General features: G+C 75.1%; 18 protein-coding genes. 7 read left to right on the forward strand and 11 right to left on the reverse strand.

All coding sequences use genetic code 11. The annotated features are described in order from the left end of the window. Nucleotides 1-7 precede the first annotated feature (7 nt). The 7 genes from ACZ5D2_RS13925 to ACZ5D2_RS13955 form a co-directional block, all read right to left on the reverse strand. The gene (locus ACZ5D2_RS13925) at nt 8-253 is read right to left on the reverse strand and encodes a hypothetical protein (RefSeq protein WP_371679971.1); all 246 of its coding nucleotides are present in this window, start codon (nt 251-253) and stop codon (nt 8-10) included. A gap of 149 nt (nt 254-402) precedes the next feature. Beyond that, nucleotides 403-1,080, reverse strand: coding sequence for an HAD family hydrolase (locus ACZ5D2_RS13930; RefSeq protein WP_468929129.1), 678 nt, complete (start codon nt 1,078-1,080; stop codon nt 403-405). 46 nt (nt 1,081-1,126) lie between these two features. Beyond that, nucleotides 1,127-1,621, reverse strand: coding sequence for an Lrp/AsnC family transcriptional regulator (locus ACZ5D2_RS13935; protein WP_442269783.1), 495 nt, complete (start codon nt 1,619-1,621; stop codon nt 1,127-1,129). Between the two features lie 26 nt (nt 1,622-1,647). Then, on the reverse strand, nt 1,648-2,526 hold the full coding sequence (locus ACZ5D2_RS13940; RefSeq protein ID WP_468929316.1) for a DUF1295 domain-containing protein: 879 nt from the start codon (nt 2,524-2,526) through the stop codon (nt 1,648-1,650). A gap of 56 nt (nt 2,527-2,582) precedes the next feature. Beyond that, nucleotides 2,583-3,800, reverse strand: a complete 1,218-nt coding sequence (locus ACZ5D2_RS13945; RefSeq protein WP_371679974.1) for a class I SAM-dependent methyltransferase — start codon at nt 3,798-3,800, stop codon at nt 2,583-2,585. After that, nucleotides 3,797-4,558, reverse strand: coding sequence for a DUF1365 domain-containing protein (locus tag ACZ5D2_RS13950; RefSeq protein ID WP_468929134.1), 762 nt, complete (start codon nt 4,556-4,558; stop codon nt 3,797-3,799). Before ACZ5D2_RS13950 ends, ACZ5D2_RS13945 begins: the two co-directional genes overlap by 4 nt. Next, nucleotides 4,555-5,844 (reverse strand): NAD(P)/FAD-dependent oxidoreductase, encoded by a 1,290-nt coding sequence (locus tag ACZ5D2_RS13955; protein WP_371679976.1) that lies wholly within the window; start codon nt 5,842-5,844, stop codon nt 4,555-4,557. The genes ACZ5D2_RS13950 and ACZ5D2_RS13955 overlap by 4 nt, the downstream gene beginning before the upstream one ends. A 277-nt stretch (nt 5,845-6,121) precedes the next feature. On the opposite strand from ACZ5D2_RS13955, the gene ACZ5D2_RS13960 reads away from it, so the two are divergent. From ACZ5D2_RS13960 to ACZ5D2_RS13970, 3 genes are read left to right on the forward strand one after another with little or no spacing between them, the layout of a single operon-like run. Beyond that, a complete protein-coding gene (locus ACZ5D2_RS13960; protein ID WP_468929138.1) occupies nt 6,122-7,828 on the forward strand; it encodes an SDR family oxidoreductase in 1,707 nt (568 codons plus the stop codon). After that, complete coding sequence (locus ACZ5D2_RS13965; RefSeq protein ID WP_468929140.1) at nt 7,825-9,210, forward strand: cryptochrome/photolyase family protein; 1,386 nt, start codon at nt 7,825-7,827, stop codon at nt 9,208-9,210. The genes ACZ5D2_RS13960 and ACZ5D2_RS13965 overlap by 4 nt, the downstream gene beginning before the upstream one ends. 5 nt (nt 9,211-9,215) lie before the next feature. Continuing rightward, nucleotides 9,216-10,253, forward strand: coding sequence for a MerR family transcriptional regulator (locus tag ACZ5D2_RS13970; RefSeq protein WP_371679979.1), 1,038 nt, complete (start codon nt 9,216-9,218; stop codon nt 10,251-10,253). Here the strand turns inward: ACZ5D2_RS13970 and ACZ5D2_RS13975 are convergent. Together ACZ5D2_RS13975 and ACZ5D2_RS13980 are read right to left on the reverse strand one after the other, a co-directional pair. Beyond that, complete coding sequence (locus ACZ5D2_RS13975) at nt 10,153-10,788, reverse strand: RNA polymerase sigma factor (RefSeq protein ID WP_468929143.1); 636 nt, start codon at nt 10,786-10,788, stop codon at nt 10,153-10,155. The genes ACZ5D2_RS13970 and ACZ5D2_RS13975 overlap by 101 nt on opposite strands. A 128-nt stretch (nt 10,789-10,916) precedes the next feature. After that, nucleotides 10,917-11,624 carry a YoaK family protein gene (locus ACZ5D2_RS13980; protein WP_371679981.1) on the reverse strand — a complete coding sequence of 236 codons (708 nt, stop codon included), beginning with the start codon at nt 11,622-11,624 and terminating at the stop codon, nt 10,917-10,919. Between the two features lie 149 nt (nt 11,625-11,773). Here ACZ5D2_RS13980 and ACZ5D2_RS13985 point away from each other — a divergent pair, with 149 nt between their 5' ends. The 4 genes from ACZ5D2_RS13985 (at nt 11,774) to ACZ5D2_RS14000 (ending at nt 15,825) form a co-directional block, all read left to right on the forward strand. After that, the gene (locus ACZ5D2_RS13985) at nt 11,774-12,367 is read left to right on the forward strand and encodes a histidine phosphatase family protein (protein ID WP_371679982.1); all 594 of its coding nucleotides are present in this window, start codon (nt 11,774-11,776) and stop codon (nt 12,365-12,367) included. Nucleotides 12,368-12,440: 73 nt separating this feature from the next. Then, nucleotides 12,441-13,952, forward strand: a complete 1,512-nt coding sequence (locus tag ACZ5D2_RS13990; protein ID WP_371679983.1) for an APC family permease — start codon at nt 12,441-12,443, stop codon at nt 13,950-13,952. Between the two features lie 9 nt (nt 13,953-13,961). After that, nucleotides 13,962-14,384: a universal stress protein gene (locus ACZ5D2_RS13995; RefSeq protein ID WP_371679984.1), complete on the forward strand. Its 423-nt coding sequence runs from the start codon at nt 13,962-13,964 to the stop codon at nt 14,382-14,384. 16 nt (nt 14,385-14,400) lie between these two features. Beyond that, nucleotides 14,401-15,825: an MFS transporter gene (locus ACZ5D2_RS14000; RefSeq protein ID WP_371679985.1), complete on the forward strand. Its 1,425-nt coding sequence runs from the start codon at nt 14,401-14,403 to the stop codon at nt 15,823-15,825. Nucleotides 15,826-15,926: 101 nt separating this feature from the next. On the opposite strand, the gene ACZ5D2_RS14005 is transcribed toward ACZ5D2_RS14000, so the two are convergent. Continuing rightward, complete coding sequence (locus ACZ5D2_RS14005; RefSeq protein ID WP_371679986.1) at nt 15,927-17,567, reverse strand: FAD-dependent monooxygenase; 1,641 nt, start codon at nt 17,565-17,567, stop codon at nt 15,927-15,929. A gap of 73 nt (nt 17,568-17,640) precedes the next feature. Then, nucleotides 17,641-18,012 (reverse strand): hypothetical protein, encoded by a 372-nt coding sequence (locus tag ACZ5D2_RS14010; RefSeq protein WP_371679987.1) that lies wholly within the window; start codon nt 18,010-18,012, stop codon nt 17,641-17,643. Nucleotides 18,013-18,103 lie beyond the last annotated feature (91 nt).

Genomic DNA, 18,103 nt, shown 5'->3' on the forward strand with positions numbered 1-18,103 from the left:
CGGCCCGTCAGCCGTCGACGGCGTCGCTCGACGCCAGGACCTCACGGCCGACGGGGTCGCCGAGGGTGCCCTGGAGTCCGAGGGCCTGCTCCCGCTCCACCGCCTGCGCGAGGTTCTGGTGCAGCTGCTCCACCGAGGTGATGCGGGCGCCGCCCGGAGCCGCGTTCGCCGTGCCGACCGCGGTCATCGCGATACCCGCCGCCATCACGACCGCGGCGCCGCCGGCCGCCAGTTTGTTCCGGTTCATTTCCATCGAGCCCTCTCCTGGTCCGGGCGGCGTGCTCTCCCGCCGCCGAGGGCCCGAGCGTAGGAGCGGCGGGCGGGCCGAGGGGGCAGTTCCCTGGGGCAGTTCAAGCCGTTCTTCGACCCCGGCGGCGGGGCCCGGGAGGGCTGGGGAGGGGCTCAGGCGGAGGTGCGGGAGAACAGCCACGCGCGGGCCTTCTCCGCGCTGAACTCCCGCTGCCCGCCCGCGAAGAGCAGGCCCGCGCCGGCGAAGGCCGGATCGCCGGCGGTGTCCGGAACGTAGGGGACCGCCAGGCAGTCCATGCCGGCGGCGTGCGCGGCGCGGGCCCCCGGAGCCGCGTCCTCCACGACCACGCAGTCGGCCGGCGCGGCGCCGAGCCGGCGGGCCGCCTCCAGGAACACGTCCGGGGCGGGTTTGCCCCGCGCGACCTCCTCGGCCGAGACCACCGTGGTCAGCAGTGCGTCCAGCCCGGTGCCCGCCAGTACCGCGTCGATCGCCTCGCGCGAGGAGCCGGAGGCCACCGCCATCGGAACGCCCCGCGCGTGCAGCAGCTCCACGAACCTCCGCATCTCCGGGTACGCCTCGGTGCGGGCGCGGGCCAGCTCCAGGTAGGCGGCGTTCTGCTCCGCGAGCAGCTGCTCCACCGGGGCGTCGAGCCCGTGGCGTTCCTTGAGGACCTCCAGTGTCTCCAGGGTGCCGATGCCGATGAAGCGGGAGTGCTGCTCCCAGGTGAAATCGGGGACCCCGTGACGTTCCAGCGTGAGGCGGCCCGATTCGTAGTAGTTCGGCTCGCTGTCCACGAGGGTGCCATCGAGATCGAATATGACGGAAATCATCCGTTCTGCCTGTCCTGTCCGTCGCGTACCTGTCCACGCCATCCTGTCAGGGTTTGCGGACCGCTCGCCCCGCCGCTTCCCGGCCCACGGACTCGACCAGCGGCAGCAGTCGGTGGGCCACCCGCTCGCGCAGGGCCACCTCGGTACGGGTGCGGACCACCCCCGGCAGCCGGATCAGCTGCTGGATCACGTCCTCCAGATGGGCGTTGTCCCGGGCCGCCACACGGGTCAGCAGGTCCCCGCCGCCGGTGATCGAGAAGGCCTCGATGATCTCCGGGACGGCGGCGAGCGCGTCGCCGACCTCGTCCAGGTGCCCCTGGGTGACCTCGATGTGCACGAAGGCCAGGACGGGGTGGCCCAGTGCGGCGGGCGAGAGGGCGGGGCCGGTTCCGGTGATCACCCCGGTCCGCTCCAGCCGGTCCAGCCGGGCCTGGAGGGTGCCGCGGGCCACGCCGAGGATCCGGGCGTACTCGCGGACGCTGGTGCGCGGCTGCTCGATCAGCAGGCGCAGGATCAGGGTGTCGAGTTCGTCCACCGCCATGCCAGGACTGTACCAATGGCCCGGGATCACCCCTTTCCGGCGCGACCGGGACCCCGGATGTCGCCCCGCTTCGGCGGCCACGGCAGGAACCCGCTGGTCCGGGCCCGGTACGCGGCGTAGCCCGGCCGGTCTGCCATGTGCCGCTCCAGCAGCCGCTTCCCGCTTCCCGCGATCAGCAGGTACGACATCACCAGCGGGGACACGACGGACACCGCGGCCGCCTGCGCCGACCCGCACGCGATCAGGAAGAGCCCCCACCAGACGCAGAAGTCGCCGAAGTAGTTCGGATGCCGGGTCCACGACCACAGCCCCCGGTCCATGATCCTGCCCCGGTTCGCGGGATCCGCGGTGAACCGGGCCAGCTGGTGGTCGCCCACCGCCTCGAAGACGATCCCGCAGAGCCACAGCAGGCTCCCCGCCACCGCGAGCCCGACCGGGCCACCCGGACCGCCGGCCCCACCCGGGCCACCGGTCCCACCCGGGCCACCGGCCCCACCCGGGCCACCGGTCCCACCCGGACCGCCGTACCCGCCCGGCACACCGGCCCCGCCCCACCCGTGGTCCACGTACGCACCCGCCTGCACCGGCAGCGACACCAGCCACACCAGCGCCGCCTGAAGCAGGTACACCATCCGCAGCGCGTACAGGTTCCGGCTCCCCGGGGCCCGCGCCAGCATCCGCTCGTACCGGGGGTCCTCCCCGCGCCCCCGTCCCCGCCACGCGATGTGCCCGGCCAGCCGCAGCCCCCACACCACCGTGAGCACGGTCAGCAGCAGTCCGCGCCCGCCGCCCCCGCCCGACATCCCGTACGTGGCCACCGCGACGGCGGCGAAGCCCAGGCCCCACGCCACGTCCACCACCCGGTGGGTGCCCCTGCGCACCCCCACCGCGAACGCGAGCAGCATGACGCCCACGGCCGCGCCGGCCGCCACGGCCAGGTTGACCCCGAAGGGACCCCAGTTCACCGTCCGCCGCCTTCTCCGCCGGTGAGCAGGAACTGGTGCACGTCCAGGTACCCGGAGGCGAACCCGGCCTCGCAGTAGGCGAGGTAGAAGGTCCACATCCGCCGGAACCGCTCGTCGAAGCCGAGCTCCGCCACCCGCTCGGACCGCTCCGCGAACCGTTCCCGCCACAGCCGCAGGGTCTGCGCGTAGTGGGCCCCGTAGCCCTCGCACCGTACGACCCGCAGCCCGGTGTGCGCCCGCGCCATCTCCTCCACCGCCCGCACCGAGGGCAGCATCCCGCCGGGGAAGATGTACTTCTGGATCCAGGTGTACGTGTCCTTCGTGGCCAGCATCCGTTCGTGCGGCATGGTGATCGCCTGGAGGGCCACCCGTCCGCCCGGCTCCAGCAGCCGGTCCAGCGCGCGGAAGTACGCCGGCCAGTACTCGACGCCGACCGCCTCGATCATCTCCACACTGACGATCGCGTCGTACCAGCCGTGCGCGTCCCGGTAGTCGCACAGCCGCACCTCCACCCGGTCCGCCACACCCGCCGCCGCGATCCGCCGCAGCGCCAGCTCGCGCTGCTCCCGCGAGAGCGTCAGGGTCACCACGCGGGCACCGCGCCGGGCCGCCCGGACCGCGAGTTCGCCCCAGCCCGTGCCGATCTCCAGCAGCCGGGTGTCCGGGCCCACCCCGGCCAGGTCCAGCAGCATGTCGATCTTCCGGTGCTGGGCGGCGGGGAGTTCGGCCTCCGTGGCGGGCAGGGCGCGGAACACCGCCGAGGAGTACGTCATCGTCGGGTCGAGGAACTGGGCGAACAGTTCGTTGGACAGGTCGTAGTGCCACTCGACGTTGGTACGGGAACCGGTCCGGGTGTTGCGCCGCTCCACCGGCTGCCGGGCCGCCCACAGCCCCCGCAGCCGCTGGAGCGGAGCCGGGACCAGCGCGGAGACGTGCCCGGCCAGGACGGTCAGCACCGCCACCGGGTCGCGGGCGTCCCACTCCCCGGCGACGTACGACTCGCCGAACCCGATCAGTCCCTCCGCGGTGATCCGGCGCTCGAAGGCGGCCGGGTCGTGGACCGCCATCGCCGGCCCGCCCCGCCCCAGGAGGCCCTCGGGTCCCATGTTCACCTGGAGCGGGAGCCGGTCCAGCGCCCGGCGGATGATCAGCCGGCCCACCGCCGCCCTCGTCCGGGAACAGGGCGGCACGTCCGGAAGCGTCGTCAGCGTCACTTCACACCCTCCTGGGGTACGTGGCGGGGCCGCGGCAGCACGGGCAGCCCGCGCAGCCACAGCCGGACGCCGTGGAAACGGATGCCCACCGCCACCGCGGCCGTGGGCCAGGGGCGGCGCACCAGGGCGCGCAGCAGGCCGCGCGCACCCGCGCGGCGGCGCCGGCCGCGCACGGTCGCCGTCAGCCGGGCGCCGTCGGCCCCGCCCGCCAGCCGGACCGTCAGGTCGAGGCGTTCGCCCGGCTCGGGCAGCCGCATCCGGTAGTCCCCGTCCACTTCCAGGAAGGGGGAGACGTGGAACTCCTTGGGGACGCGGGCCTCCCGGGAGGCCTCCGGGCCGAGGAGGTAGCAGTGCCGCTCCCCGTACGTGTTGTGCACCTCGGCGACGATCTGCCGCAGCGCCCCGTCCGGGCCGTGGCACCAGTACACCGAGAGCGGGTTGAAGACGTACCCGAACACCCGGGCGTGCGCCAGCATCAGCACCCTCGACCCCGGCGGCAGAGCGGCCCCGCGCGCCGCGAGGAAGCCGTCCAGGCCGGCCCGGATCGAGGGGAGGCCGCCGCCGAAGTGGTCCCGCGCGTCGAACCGGGCCAGCGCCCGCAGCGGCGGGGGCAGCACGGGCAGCGCGTCCAGGTCCACGAGCCACAGGAAGGTGCGGTGGCGCAGGGCGTAGCGGTGCCCGCCGGTGCGCACGTGCCGGACGTCGGCCTCGTACAGCGCGCCGCCCGCCGCCCGGGGCCCGCCCGGCCCGCCCCTCACCAGTCCACCCCCAGCGCGGCGGCCGCCGCCACGCCAGAACGGCAGCCGTCCTCGTGGAAGCCCCAGCCGTGGTAGGCCCCCGCGTAGGCCGTCACCGGCCCCGACAGCTCGGGCAGCCGCCGCTGCGCCGCCACCGAGTCCGGCGTGTACAGCGGGTGTTCGTAGTCCATCTCCGCCACCACCCGGTCCGGCCGCACCCGCCCGGTCCCGGCGTTCAGGGTGACCACGTACGGTTCCGGAGCCGCCAGCCCCTGGAGCCGGTCCATGTCGTAGCTGACCTGCACCGGCACCTCTTCGGCCGGCCGGCATCCGGACAGCCGGTAGTTCCAGCAGCCCCGCGCCCCCGCGGCACCCGGCAGCACGGAGCCGTCGGTGTGCAGCACCGTGCGGTTGCGGGAGTAGCGGAAGGCCCCGAGCACCGCCAGCTCGGCGTCGGTGGGGTCGGCCAGCATGCGCAGCGCCTGGTCGGCGTGGACGGCGACCACCACCGAGTCGTACGCGGCCGACGCCCCGTCGGCGGTGGTGAGCCAGACCCCGCCCGGGGTGCGGGCCAGGGACCGCACCCGGACGCCGGAACGGACCGCGCCCGGACCCAGCGCCTCGCGGACCCGCTCCACGTACCGCGCCGAACCGCCCTCGACCGTACGCCAGCTCGGGGAGCCGCCGACCGACAGCATGCCGTGGTGGGAGAGGAACCGGAACAGGTAGCGGGCCGGATGCGCGAGCGCCCCGCCCGGCGGGCAGGACCACACCGAGGCCACCAGCGGTATCGCGAAGTGCCCGGTGAAGTACGGTCCGAAGCCGCCCCGCTCCAGGAACTCGCCCAGCGTCGGCTCCGGTCCGGCCCCGGGCGGCGTGGCCAGCAGCCGCCGGGCCCGCCGGTGGAAGACCGGCACCTGGGCGAGCATCCGCAGGTAGGCGGGCCGCAGCGCGCTCCCGGGCCGGGCGAACAGCCCCCTCGGCCCGCGCGCCCCCGCGTACTCCAGCCCGCAGCCCTCGCAGTGCACCGACAGGCTCATGGTCGTGGGACGGGTGGCCACTCCCAGCTCACCGAAGAGCCGCAGCAGGTGCGGGTAGGTGCGGTCGTTGTGGACGATGAAACCGGAATCGACACCCCGGACCAGGCCGTCGGGGCCCTTCACCGGATGGGTGTGGGCGTGCCCGCCCAGCCGGTCGTCGGCCTCGTACAGGGTCACCGCATGGCTCCTGGCCAGCACGTACGCCGCCGTCAGCCCGGACACGCCCCCGCCGATCACGGCCGTGCGCGGTCGTCCTCGCTCGGTCATCTCGCTCCCTCCTTCACGCTCACTTCGGAGCCGGAGGGGGTGTCGGATGTGTCGTGGGGCGAAACCGTACGGAGGAAGGCAGGCTGGGTCCCGTACACGCCGCCCCCGGTGCGCCGGAGCGTCACCGACGCCTCACCGTGAGGCGTCACCGTCCGGGAGGGCCGCGCCGGGTCCGGCCCCGCCGCATCCGAAAGCGCCGCTCCACCCGAATTCCCTACGGGCCCGTGAGGGGCCCGGGGGCGGCCGACGGCGGGGGAACGACGAGCGGAGACAGCCCATGACAGGCGCGCACTGCCTGGTCACCGGGGCCACCGGATACATCGGAGGCCGCCTGGTGCCCGAACTCCTCGACTCCGGACACCGCGTCCGCTGCCTGGCCCGCTCCCCGGAGCGGCTGCGCGACCACCCCTGGGCCGGCCGCGCCGAGGTGGTGCGCGGGGACGTCACCGACCCCGCGTCGCTGGCGGCGGCCCTGCGCGGCATCGACGTCGCCTACTACCTCGTCCACGCCCTCGGCACCGGCCACGGCTTCGAGGACCGCGACCGCGCCGCCGCCCGGACCTTCGCCGAAGAGGCCCGCGCGGCCGGAGTCCGCCGGATCGTCTACCTCGGCGGCCTCGTTCCCGCGGACGTACCCCGCGACGCGCTCTCCCCGCACCTGCGCTCGCGCGCCGAGGTCGGTGAGATCCTCCTCGCCTCCGGGGTGCCCACCACCGTCCTGCGCGCCGCCGTCATCATCGGCTCCGGCTCCGCCTCCTTCGAGATGCTGCGCTACCTCACCGAGCGGCTGCCCGTCATGGTCACCCCCAGCTGGGTCGGCACCCGCATCCAGCCCATCGCCGTCCGCGACGTCCTGCGCTACCTCGTCGGCAGCGCCGCCATGCCCCCCGAGGTCAGCCGGACCTTCGACATCGGCGGACCGGACGTGGTCACGTACGAGGAGATGATGCGCCGCTACGCCGTCGTGGCCGAGCTTCCCAAACGGCTCATCGTGCGCGTCCCCATGCTGACGCCGCGGCTCTCCAGCCACTGGATCGGTCTCGTCACGCCCGTCCCGCGCTCGCTCGCCCGGCCGCTCGCCGAATCCCTGCGCCACGAGGTGGTCTGCGACGAGCACGACATCGCCGCCTACGTCCCCGACCCGCCCGGCTCCCCGATCGGCTTCGACCAGGCCCTCGCACTGGCCCTCCAGCGGGTGCGCGAGGCCAAGGTCACCACCCGCTGGTCCTCCGCCTCCCTGCCCGGCGCGCCCAGCGACCCGCTGCCCACCGACCCCGACTGGGCGGGCGGCAGCCTCTACACCGACGAGCGGGAACTGCCCGTCGACGCCCCGCCGGACGCGCTGTGGCGGGTGGTGGAGGGCATCGGCGGGGAGAACGGCTGGTACTCCTTCCCCCTGGCCTGGGCCGTACGGGGCTGGCTGGACCGGCTCGTCGGAGGGGCCGGCATCCGGCGCGGCCGCCGCGACGCCGCCCGGCTCCGGGTGGGCGACTCCCTCGACTTCTGGCGGGTCGAGGAGATCGAAGCGGGCCGTCTGCTGCGGCTGCGCGCCGAGATGCGGCTGCCGGGGCTGGCCTGGCTGGAGCTGTACGCCGACCCGCGCGCGTCCGGCTCCGCCGCGGCCCCGGGCTCCGCCGCGGCCCCGGGCTCCGCCGCGGCCCCGGGCCCTTCCCCGGCCCCGGGCCCGTCCGCGGCCCCCGCCCCGCCGCGCGCCCTGTACCGGCAGCGGGCCCTGTTCCACCCGCACGGGCTGCTCGGACACCTGTACTGGTGGAGCGTGTCCCCCTTCCACGCCGTCGTCTTCGGCGGCATGGCCCGCAACATCGCCGGCGCCGCCGAACGGGCCGCGTCGGGATCCGGGCCCGCGCCGTCCCCCGCCCCCGGGCCCGCTTCACCCCCCGCAGCCGCATCCGGAACGGCCCCCCGCGCAGAAGAACCCCCGACAACCGATGCCCACAGCCCTGACGCGGAGCCGAGAGCATGAACACCGCCGTGGTCCTGTACACCTCCGACCTGCGCCTGCACGACCATCCACCCCTGCGGGCCGCCCTCTCCTCCGGCGACCGGGTCGTCCCGCTCTTCGTCCGCGACCGCGTCATCGAGGACTCCGCCTTCGCCGCACCCAACCGGCTGGCCTTCCTCGCCGACTGCCTCGCCGACCTCGACGCCGCCCTGCGCGAGCGCGGAGGCCGCCTCCTGCTGCGCTCCGGGGACGTCGTCGCCGAGGTCTGCGCCCTGGTCCAGGAAGCCGACGCCGACGAGGTGCACATGGCCGCCGGGGTCAGCGGCTACGCCCACGCCCGCGAGGAACGCCTGCGCGAGGCCCTCGAAGCCCAGGGCCGACGGCTCTACGTCCACGACACCGTGGTCACCGCGGTGGCCCCGGGGACGGTGCTGCCGTCGGGCTCCCGAGCCGACCACTTCGCCGTCTTCACCCCGTACCTGCGCCGCTGGACGGAACTGCCCCTCAGGCCGGTCGAGCCCGCGCCCCGCACCGTACGGGTCCCCGAAGACCTGGGCTCCGAGCCGCTGCCCCGCCGCTCCGCCGTCACCGGCACCTCCCCGGGCCTCGCCCGCGGCGGCGAGACCGAGGCCCGCCGGCTGCTGACCAACTGGCTCCGCTCGGGCATCACCCGGTACGAGGACACCCACGACGACCTCGCCGGCGACGCCACCTCGAAGCTCTCCCCGCACCTGCACTTCGGCACCCTCTCGCCCACCGAGGCCGTCCACCGCGCCCGCGCCGCGGGCGGCCCCGGCGCCGAGGCCTTCGTCCGCCAGCTGTGCTGGCGCGACTTCCACCACCAGGTCCTCGCCGCCCGCCCCGACACCGCGACCGAGGACTACCGGGCCCGCCAGGACCGCTGGCGCACCGGACCCGACGCCGAGGAAGAGGTCCAGGCCTGGAAGGACGGCCGCACCGGCTACCCGGTCGTCGACGCCGCCATGCGCCAGCTGCGCCACGAGGGCTGGATGCACAACCGGGGCCGCCTGCTGGCCGCCAGCTTCCTCGCCAAGACCCTCTACGTGGACTGGCGCACCGGCGCCCGCCACTTCATGGACCTCCTCGTCGACGGGGACGTGGCCAACAACCAGCTCAACTGGCAGTGGGTGGCCGGCACCGGCACCGACACCCGCCCCAACCGCGTCCTCAACCCCGTCCGCCAGGGCCTGCGCCACGACCCCGAGGGCCGCTACGTCCACCGCTGGGTGCCCGAACTCGCCGACCTGCCCGCGCCCCGCGTCCACGAGCCCTGGCGGCTGCCCGGCCTGGAACGGGCCCGCTTCGACTACCCGGACCCCGTCGTGGACCTCGCCGACGGCCTCGGCCGCTTCCGCGAGGGGCGGCCCGGCACCGTATCGTGAGCCGGGTGGACCCCGTGCCGGCCCCCGTGCCGCCGCCCCCCGAACCCGCCCTGAGCACGGGCGCCGTCGCCCGCCGCCTGGGGGTCTCGCCGACCACCCTGCGCTCCTGGGAACGCCGCTACGCCATCGGCCCGGCCCGCCGCGAGGACGGCCGGCACCGCCGCTGGACCCCCGAGGACATCGCCCGCCTCGACGAGATGTGCCGGCTCACCGCGCGGGGCGTGCCCCCGTCCGAGGCGGCGCGGGCCGCGCTCGGCGAAGCACCCGCCGCCCGCGCGGGGGAGGAGGCGGCGGCCGTGACGCCGGGCGGGCCCGGGGCCCTCCCCCTCGGGGAGGTGCGGCCGGAGGCCAGGGGGCTCGCGCGGGCCGCCGTACGCCTGGACGCGCCGGCGGTGGCGGACCTGCTGGAGGCCGCTGTCGCGGAACACGGCCCGGTCACCGCGTGGGAGGAGATCATCGCGCCGACCCTGCACGCCGTGGGCCGCAAATGGGCCTCGGCGGGGGAGCGGTACGTCGAGGTGGAGCACCTGCTGTCCTGGCACGTCTCCGCCGCCCTGCACCGGGTGCGTCCCGCCCCCGAGCGGGCGCACACACCCCCGGTGCTCCTCGCCTGCGCGCCCGGAGAGCTGCACAGCCTGCCGATCGAGGCACTGGCCGCCGCGCTCGGGGAACTGGGCGTGCCGGTACGGATGTTCGGCCCGGCCCTGCCCGCCGAGGCGCTGCGGGACGCGGTACGGCGTACCGGGCCCTGCGCGGCCGTGCTCTGGTCGCAGTCCCGTACGACGGCGGACCGGACCCTGGCCCGTTCGGTGGCCGGCATCGCGTGGGGGCCGCCCGGGGCGCGGGGCCAGTCGGCGCTGCTGCTGGCCGGACCCGGCTGGGACGGGCCGCATCCGCAGCCGCGCACCGAGCGGCTGTTCGGGCTGCGGTCGGGCGTCGCCGTCATCGCGGCGCTGGCAGCCGGGCCGGGACCGGGGCAGCGGGCCGGTCGGGGTCCAGCGCCTGCCGCAGGACGCGCAGCGCCCGCCGCATGTGGCTCTTGACGGTGCCCAGCGGAAGCCCGGTCCGGGCGGCGATCTGGCTCTGGCTCAGGTCGGCGTAGAACGCCAGCCACAGCACGTGCCGCTGCGCCGACGGCAGCCGGGCCAGCTCCCCGGCCACCAGCAGCCGGTCCAGGGCCTGTTCCGGGCCGGGCCATCCGGCCGCGCCGTGCGTGCCGGGGTGCGGGCCGGGCGGGTGCGGCCCGCCGGCGAGGGCGACGGCGGCGGCCGCCACCGTACGGGCCCGCCGGGCACGGGCCTCCAGGGCGTCGGCCACCTTGTGCCGGGTGATCCCGGTGAGCCAGGCGCCGAGCCCGCCCGGACCGGGCCGGTAGCCGTCGCGGCCGCGCCAGGCTGCCAGGAACACCTGCTGGGTCACGTCCTCGGCCTCGCGGTCGTCGCCCAGGGAACGCCGGGCCAGGGAGTGCACCAGGGGCCGCCAGCGCCGGTAGACCGCCTCCACGGCGCCCTCGTCCCCCGCCGCGAACCCGGCGGAGAGGGCGGTGTCCCGTTCGATGGTGCGGGGAGGGTCGTCCATGCCACGAGCGTCGCCACCACCGGGGACGGAGGAAAGTTGCAGCGTTTTCGCAGCGAATGACGGCAGGGGCGCGAACGGGCCGCAGGGGCCGACGGTGCGCGCACGGCCGCAGGGGCGCGGTCGCCGGGCTACCGGGTGTGCAGCAGCGGCAACAAGGACCGGTGCACCACCGTCACCCCCGCCACCACCACCGCCGCCGGGAGCAGCACCTCGCCCACGCTCCATCCGGCCCGCACCAGCAGCGCCCCCGCCAGTCCGCCCGAGAACATGGCCAGTACCGCCAGTCCCCGCCGCGCCCAGGCCCCGCTCCCGTATCCGAAGGCACTGTCGCGCCCCAGCGCCGAGCCGGCCATCAGGCCGGTCATGGACCGGGTCACCAGCGTGGTCGGCACACCGGGCACGTTCACCCGCATGCTCGTCACGTTCCGGATGCCCATGGCCACCGACAGCAGCCCGGCCTCCACCAGGTGCGGCGCCCCCGGATCGCCGAACCGCGGGGTCACCCGCCACCCGGCGACGGCCGCGGCGACGATCAGCGCCGTCTCGGCGTACAGCCCCAGGCACATCCAGCGCCAGCCCCGGCCCTCCGCGGCCGACTCCATCCGCGCCCCGCACACCGCGCCCAGCGCGAAGGCCACCAGAGAGACGGCCGCCGGCAGCGAGGGCAGGTTCCCCTGATGGGCCGCCCCGAAGGCCAGAAAGAGGACGTTGCCGGTCTGCATCGCCGTGAACACCGGTCCCAGGGCGAGCAGGCTCACCGCCTCGATCAGTCCGGTGACCGCGGTCAGAGCGAGCATGAGCGCCGTCAGGGAGGGCCGCAGCGCCCGCGCGTCCACCCCTCAGCCCCCGGCCCGGGCGGCACGCGGGAGGGGCCGGCGGGGGTTCACGTCCATGACGCCCGACGGTGGCACGGCCCCCGCCCCGACAGAAGACGACATGCGGGAGCGGGTCGGGGACTTCGCGGAGATGCCCTAGGGTCCGGAGCATGAGTGATCTTCTGCTGGTGCGTCACGGGGAGACGGCCTGGAGCGCCAACGGGCGGCACACGGGCCTCACCGACGTGCCCCTGACCGCGCGCGGGGTCGAGGAGGCCATCTCGCTGGCGCCCTTCTTCCGCGACCGGCAACCCGCCCTGGTGCTGACCAGCCCGCTGAGCCGGGCCGTGGCCACCGCCCGGCTCGCCGGGCTCCACGACGGGGTCCCCGACCCGGACCTCCACGAATGGGACTACGGCGGCTACGAGGGCGTCACCACCGCCGAGATCCAACGCACCGTGCCCCACTGGTCGCTGTGGACCGACGGGGTCCCGCAGGGCGACGCCCACCACCCCGGGGAGAGCGCCGCCCAGGTCGGCGCCCGCGCGGACCGGGTGCTGGCGCGGGCCGGCACGGTGCTGACCGAGGACCGGGGCGACGTGGTGCTCGTCGCCCACGGACACTTCCTGCGCGTCCTGACAGCCCGCTACCTCGGTCTCTCCCCGCAGGACGGCCGGCTCTTCCTGCTGCGCACCGGCACGGTCAGCGTGCTGTCCACGGAACACGGACTTCCGGTCGTGGCCGGGTGGAACACCCGCCCCTGAACCGCGGCACCGCGCGTCCCCGGCCCGGCCCGTCCGCCTCGCGCGGCCGGGCCGGGTGCGTGACGATGCGTACATGGACGACGGCGACCACGGCGCACCGGGCAGCACCCTCCCCGACGCCGACGCGAGCCTGAAGGCCAACGCCATCGGCTTCCTCGACGCCCTCGTCATCGGTCTGAACTCCACCTCGCCGGCCTACTCCCTGGCCGCCGTCATCGGACCGATCGTGGCCCTGGTGGGGGTCTACGCGCCGGGCGTGATGCTCGCGTCCTTCGTCCCGATGCTGCTGATCGCCGCCGCCTTCTACTACCTCAACAAGGTCGACCAGGACTGCGGCACGACCTTCTCCTGGGTGACCCGCGCCATGGGCCCCTGGGCGGGCTGGCTCGGCGGCTGGGCCATCACCATGACCGGCGTACTCGTCATCGGCTCCCTCGCGGACGTCGCCGTCCACTTCGGCCTGCTCGCCGCCGGGCTCGACGGCCTCGCCGCGAACCAGCTGGTCCGGCAGGGCCTGAGCGTCCTGGTGATCCTCGCGATGACCGCCATCTGCGTCATCGGCACCGAGATGTCCGCCCGGCTCCAGGACGTCCTGATCCTCGCCCAGGTCTTCTTCCTGCTCGCGTTCGCCGTGGTCGCCCTCTACCGCGTCTACGCCGGCACCAGCACCCTCGGCGGCACCCCGCCCTCCCTGAGCTGGCTCAACCCCTTCGGCGCCGGCGGCACCGCGCTCACCGCGGGGCTGCTGCTCGGCGTCTTCATCTACTGGGGCTGGGAGTCGGCCGTGAACCTCACCGAGGAGGTCGAGGACTCCGCCACCGCGCCCGGCAAGGCGGGCATCTGGTCCACCATCGTCCTCCTGGTGACCTACCTGTCCGTCGGCTACGCCGTCGTCGCCTACGCCGGTACGCAGTTCCTCGCCCAGAACGCCGGCGAGGAAGAGGCCGTCTTCGCCGTCCTCGCGCACGAGGTGATGGGCGGCTGGGACTGGATGGTGCTCCTCGCCGTCTGCACCTCCGCCCTCGCCTCCACCCAGACGACGATCATCCCCGCCTCCCGGACCGCCCTGTCGATGGCCCGCCGGCACGCCCTCCCACCGCACCTCGCGCACATCCACCCCCGCTTCCGCACCCCCGACGTGAGCACCTGGTGGGTGGCCGCCATCGCCATCGTCTGGTACCTCGCCGTCAACCAGATCAGCGAGAACGCCCTCCTCGACTCCCTCACCGCGCTCTCCCTGCTCATCGCCTTCTACTACGGCCTCACCGGTGTGGCCTGCGCCGTCTACTACCGCCGCCACCTGCTGGAGAACGCGCACAACTTCCTCCTCATCGGCCTCGGCCCGCTGGTCGGCGCGGGCCTGCTGACCTGGCTGCTGGTGGAGTCCGTGGGAGACATGTCGAACCCGGCGAACTCCGCGGGCGGGGTCTCCTGGTTCGGCCTCGGCCCGCCCCTCGTCATCGGCATCGGGATCGCCGTCGCCGGCTTCCTCCTCATGTGCTTCTGGCGGATCCGCGACGGCCGGTTCTGGCAGGAGCGCCGGGGCGTGGTCGACCCGGCCCTCGTACGCGGCAGGAAGTCCTGAGGAGGCCGGATGTCCGTGGTCCTGGGTTACGACGAGTCCCCCGGCGCCGAACGTGCCCTGCGCGTCGCGCTGGAGGTCGCCACCGCCTTCGGGGAACCGCTGGTCCTCGTCTACGGAGCCGCCGCGCCCGGAGCCACCGGCGAGGAGTACCGGGCCCACCGCGAGGCCCTCCTCCAGGCCGGCCGCAGCGCCCTGGCGCGGGCCGTCGAGGCCGCCGACGAGGCCGGGGTCCCCTCCACCGTCGAGGTGGTCGACGACAAGCCCGCCCAGGCGCTGCTGGACGCCGCCGCACGCCACGACGCCCGGGTCATCATCGTCGGCACCTGGGGCGACAGCCCGATCCGCGGCGCCCTCCTCGGCTCCACCCCGCACAAGCTGCTGCACCTCTCGCCCGTCCCGGTGCTCTGCGTGCCGACGGCGGACGAAGCGTAGGCCGGGGGAGGGCGCGATGGCGAAGCCGGCGGGGGCGAGCGGGAGGCGCGGGCTCTTCCACGGCCGGGACCGGGCGGTGATCGCGGCCGCCGCGATCTCGATGCTGCTGGTCCAGATGGACTGGTTCGCCCTCAACCTGATGCTCCCCGTCATCGGGCGCGAGTTCGACACCCCCACCACCAACCTCCAATGGCTGGTCAGCGGTTACATGCTCACCCTCGGCGCCCTGATGGTCACCGGCGGCCGGTCCGCCGACCTCTTCGGCAGGCGGCGGGTACTCGTCTGCGGGCTCACCGGCTTCGCCCTCGTCTCGGTGGTGTGCGCCGCCGCGCAGAACACCGCCTGGCTCACCGCAGGACGCTTCGTGCAGGGGTGCACCGCCGCACTGATCCTTCCCGTGTCCGTCGCCGTGGTCACCGCGTACTTCCGCGACGAACGGCAGGGCCGCGCCGTCGGCACCGTCCTCGCCTTCAGCGCCATCGGCACCGCCCTGGGACCCTTCGTCGGCGGGGCCTTCGCCGAACACGTCAGCTGGCGCGCCGTGTTCCTGCTCAACGTGCCCTTCGCCCTCGCCGCGGCCCTGCTCCTGCTGCGCTTCGTTCCCGAGACGCGGGACGAGGAGGCCGGACGCGGCCTGGACCTGCCCGGCGTGGTGACGCTCGCGGGCGGCCTGACGGCCCTGATGACCGGCGTGGACCAGGGCGCGCACTGGGGGTGGGGCTCCCCGGCGACCCTGTGCTGCCTCGTGGGCGGTGCGGTCCTGCTGGCCGTGTTCGTCCTGGTCGAGCGGCGCAGTCCGCAGCCCCTGCTGGACCTGGAACTCCTGCACAACGGCCCCTTCGTCGCCGTCACCCTCGCCGGATCCCTGTCCAACGTCGTGTACTGCCTCGTCGCCGTGTTCTCGGCCCTCTACCTCCAGCAGGCGCGCGGGCTCTCGCCCCTGGACTCCGGGCTGATCTTCCTGGCCCTGTCCGTCGGCGCCGGAGCCGCCAGCTACTGGTCCGGCCACCTCGCCCTGCGCGTGCGCCCCGAGCGGCTGATGGCCGCCGGGATGCTGCTGAGCGGAGTCAGCCTGTTCGTCCTGACGCTGGTCACCTCGCTCGTCGTCTACACGGCCGTGTTCGCGGTGGTCGGCGTCGGCGTCGGGCTCGCCTGGGCACTGACCAACGTCGCCACCCAGTCCTACGTCCCGCCCGGTCGCCTCGCGGCCGCCTCCGGGCTCGTGCTGACCTCCCTCGTCCTGCTGGGGGCCGTCGCGGTGGCCGTCGCCTCCACCGTCCTGGAGGTGATCAGCGGCTCCGTCGCGGGGGCCGCCTCGGACGGCCCCGCCATCGAGACCGTCCTGCGCGCGGCCGCCCTGCTGGCCGTGCTGGGCGCAGCCGGGATGGCCGCCGTCGTCCGCCGGGTTGCGGCCCCGGCCGTGGTCCCGGAGAGTTCCTAGGACCGCCACCGGGTGACACGGCTCCGGTGACACGGCTCCGGTGACACGGCCCGGGTGGCCCGGCCCCGCTGACACGGCCCGGACGGCCCGGCCCCGGAAGCTCAGCCCCCGGTGGCTCGGCTTCCGAACACCCCCGACAGGTACGCCGACAGCTCCCCGGCCGTCGGCGGGCACAGCCGGGCCCCGAGGTGGCCGTCCGGCCGGACCACGAAGGCGGTCGGCTCCCGGACCCCGTAGACCCGGCGGAACTCGCCGAGCCCGTCGAGGTACACCGGCATCGGGGCCCAGGCGGGCGCGGTCCCGCCCTCGGTGAGGACCGCGTACGCCGTGAGCCGTCCCGCGGGCAACCCGCCGGTCAGTGCGGCGAGTCCGGGGACGCAAGGGGCCTGCGGGCCGTCGGCGCAGACCAGCAGCACGTGCTCGCTGCCGCGCAACAGCTCGTACAGGCGCAAGGGCCCGCTCTCGATGCGCCCGATCAGCCCGGCGCAGTCGGGGGCGCGATCGCCGGGGCGCGGTCCGGGGCCGGCGCCGTCCGGATCCGGCGGGCGCACGAGCGGGCTGTCCGGGTAGCTGACGAGCAGCTGCGCCTCGCGCATCAGTACGGTGGTCAGGTCCTCGCCACCGGCCCGCACGCCCTGGCCGGCGTGCCGAACGGTCCGCCCGACGACCTCCTCGCCGACCGGCCGGCGCTCGGCGTCGTAACTGGCCGTCAACCGCGGGTGCGCGGCCCCGTCGACGGCCAGGGCCAGCTTCCAGGCCAGGTTCCAGGCGTCCTGGATACCGGTGTTCATGCCCTGCGCGCCGGTCGGCGGGTGGATGTGCGCCGCGTCCCCGGCGACGAAGACCCGCCCGTCCCCGTACCGGTCGACGATCCGGTGGCTGATCCGGAAGATCGAGGACCAGCGCAGGCCGGAGGCGGTCACCGGCTGCGGCGAGAGACGGTCCAGGACCGCCTGCACGTGGGACAGCCCGGGAGCCCGGCCGCCCTCCAGACCGTGAGCCACCCCGTCCTCGCCGACCGACGGGGAGGACAGCTCCGGCGGCACCAGCATCGACGCCCGGTACCGGCCCGGACCCGGCAGCGGAATGCACACCAGCAGGTCGTCCAGGGCGCCGCCGGCATCGTGGTGCAGGGACCGGACCCCGTACGCGTGGGGCAGGTCCCAGTCCACCACCACGTCGGCCAGCATGTACTCCTCGGGGAACGCCGCGCCCTCGAAGGTGAGTCCGAGCCCCTTGCGGACCGTGCTGTGGGCCCCGTCGCACCCCACCAGGAACCGGGTGCGCACCTCCTCCTCGCCGTCCGGTCCGACGAGCCGGCAGGTCACCCCGTCGGCGTCCTGCGCGAAGGAGACCAGTTCGGTGCGCCGCTCGATGCGGGTGTCGAAACGGGCGAGGAACTCCTCCAGGATCCGCTCGGTCTCGTTCTGCGGCAGCGCGGCGAAACCGAAGGGGACGTCGGCCGGCAGCGCCAACTCCAGCCGGTCCTGCTCGCGGCCGTCGACGTACACCAGCTGTCCGCGCATCGGGATCGCGGCGTCCAGCACGGTCCGCACCAGCCCCATCCGGTCCCACAGTTCCAGCGTGCGCGGCTGGATGCCCACCGCCTTCGCGTACGGCATCCGCTCCGGCAGCCGGTCCACGAGCCGGCAGCCGACCCCGCGCCGGCGCAACTCGATCGCCGCGGTCAGCCCCACCGGGCCCGCGCCCGCGACCAGAACGTCCACCGGTGCGCCGTGCACCCTCTCATGGTCGCCGCAGCTGCGGCCCCCGGCGACCGGGGCGGCGTCCGGCCTCCTGGAGTCCGGGTCGCGTTCAGACCTCGTCCTGTGTGCGGATGGCCTCCCGGAGCCGGCGGGCCGCCCGACCCGGCTCGCCGCGCTGCTGCTCCAGCAGCGCGGCGGCGATCGCGTCGAGCTTCTGCTGGATCGCGTGTTCGGCGCGGCGTTCGGCGTTCTTCAGCAGGGCCAGCAGCAGCAGCGACACGGCCGCCATCGTGTCCCCGGCGAACAGCTGCCAGCTCAGCGGCAGGCCCGCGAGGTGCACCGCCACGAATCCGCCGACCAGCACCAGGCACACGGCGGAGAACGCCGCCGAGCTCGTGAAATTGGAGGCGAGCTCGGCCATCTTCCCGAAACGGCCGATCCGCCCGTCGCCGTGCCTCTCCGCCGGATGCTCGAAGCTCATACCCGGCGGCTGCCCGCGGCGGAGCCCGGTACACCTCGCACGGGCCCCGGGGGCGATCGCGGCCCGGCGGGGGCGGGCCGCGGGACCGCGA

Source organism: Streptomyces sp. NPDC031479 (assembly GCF_055581065.1).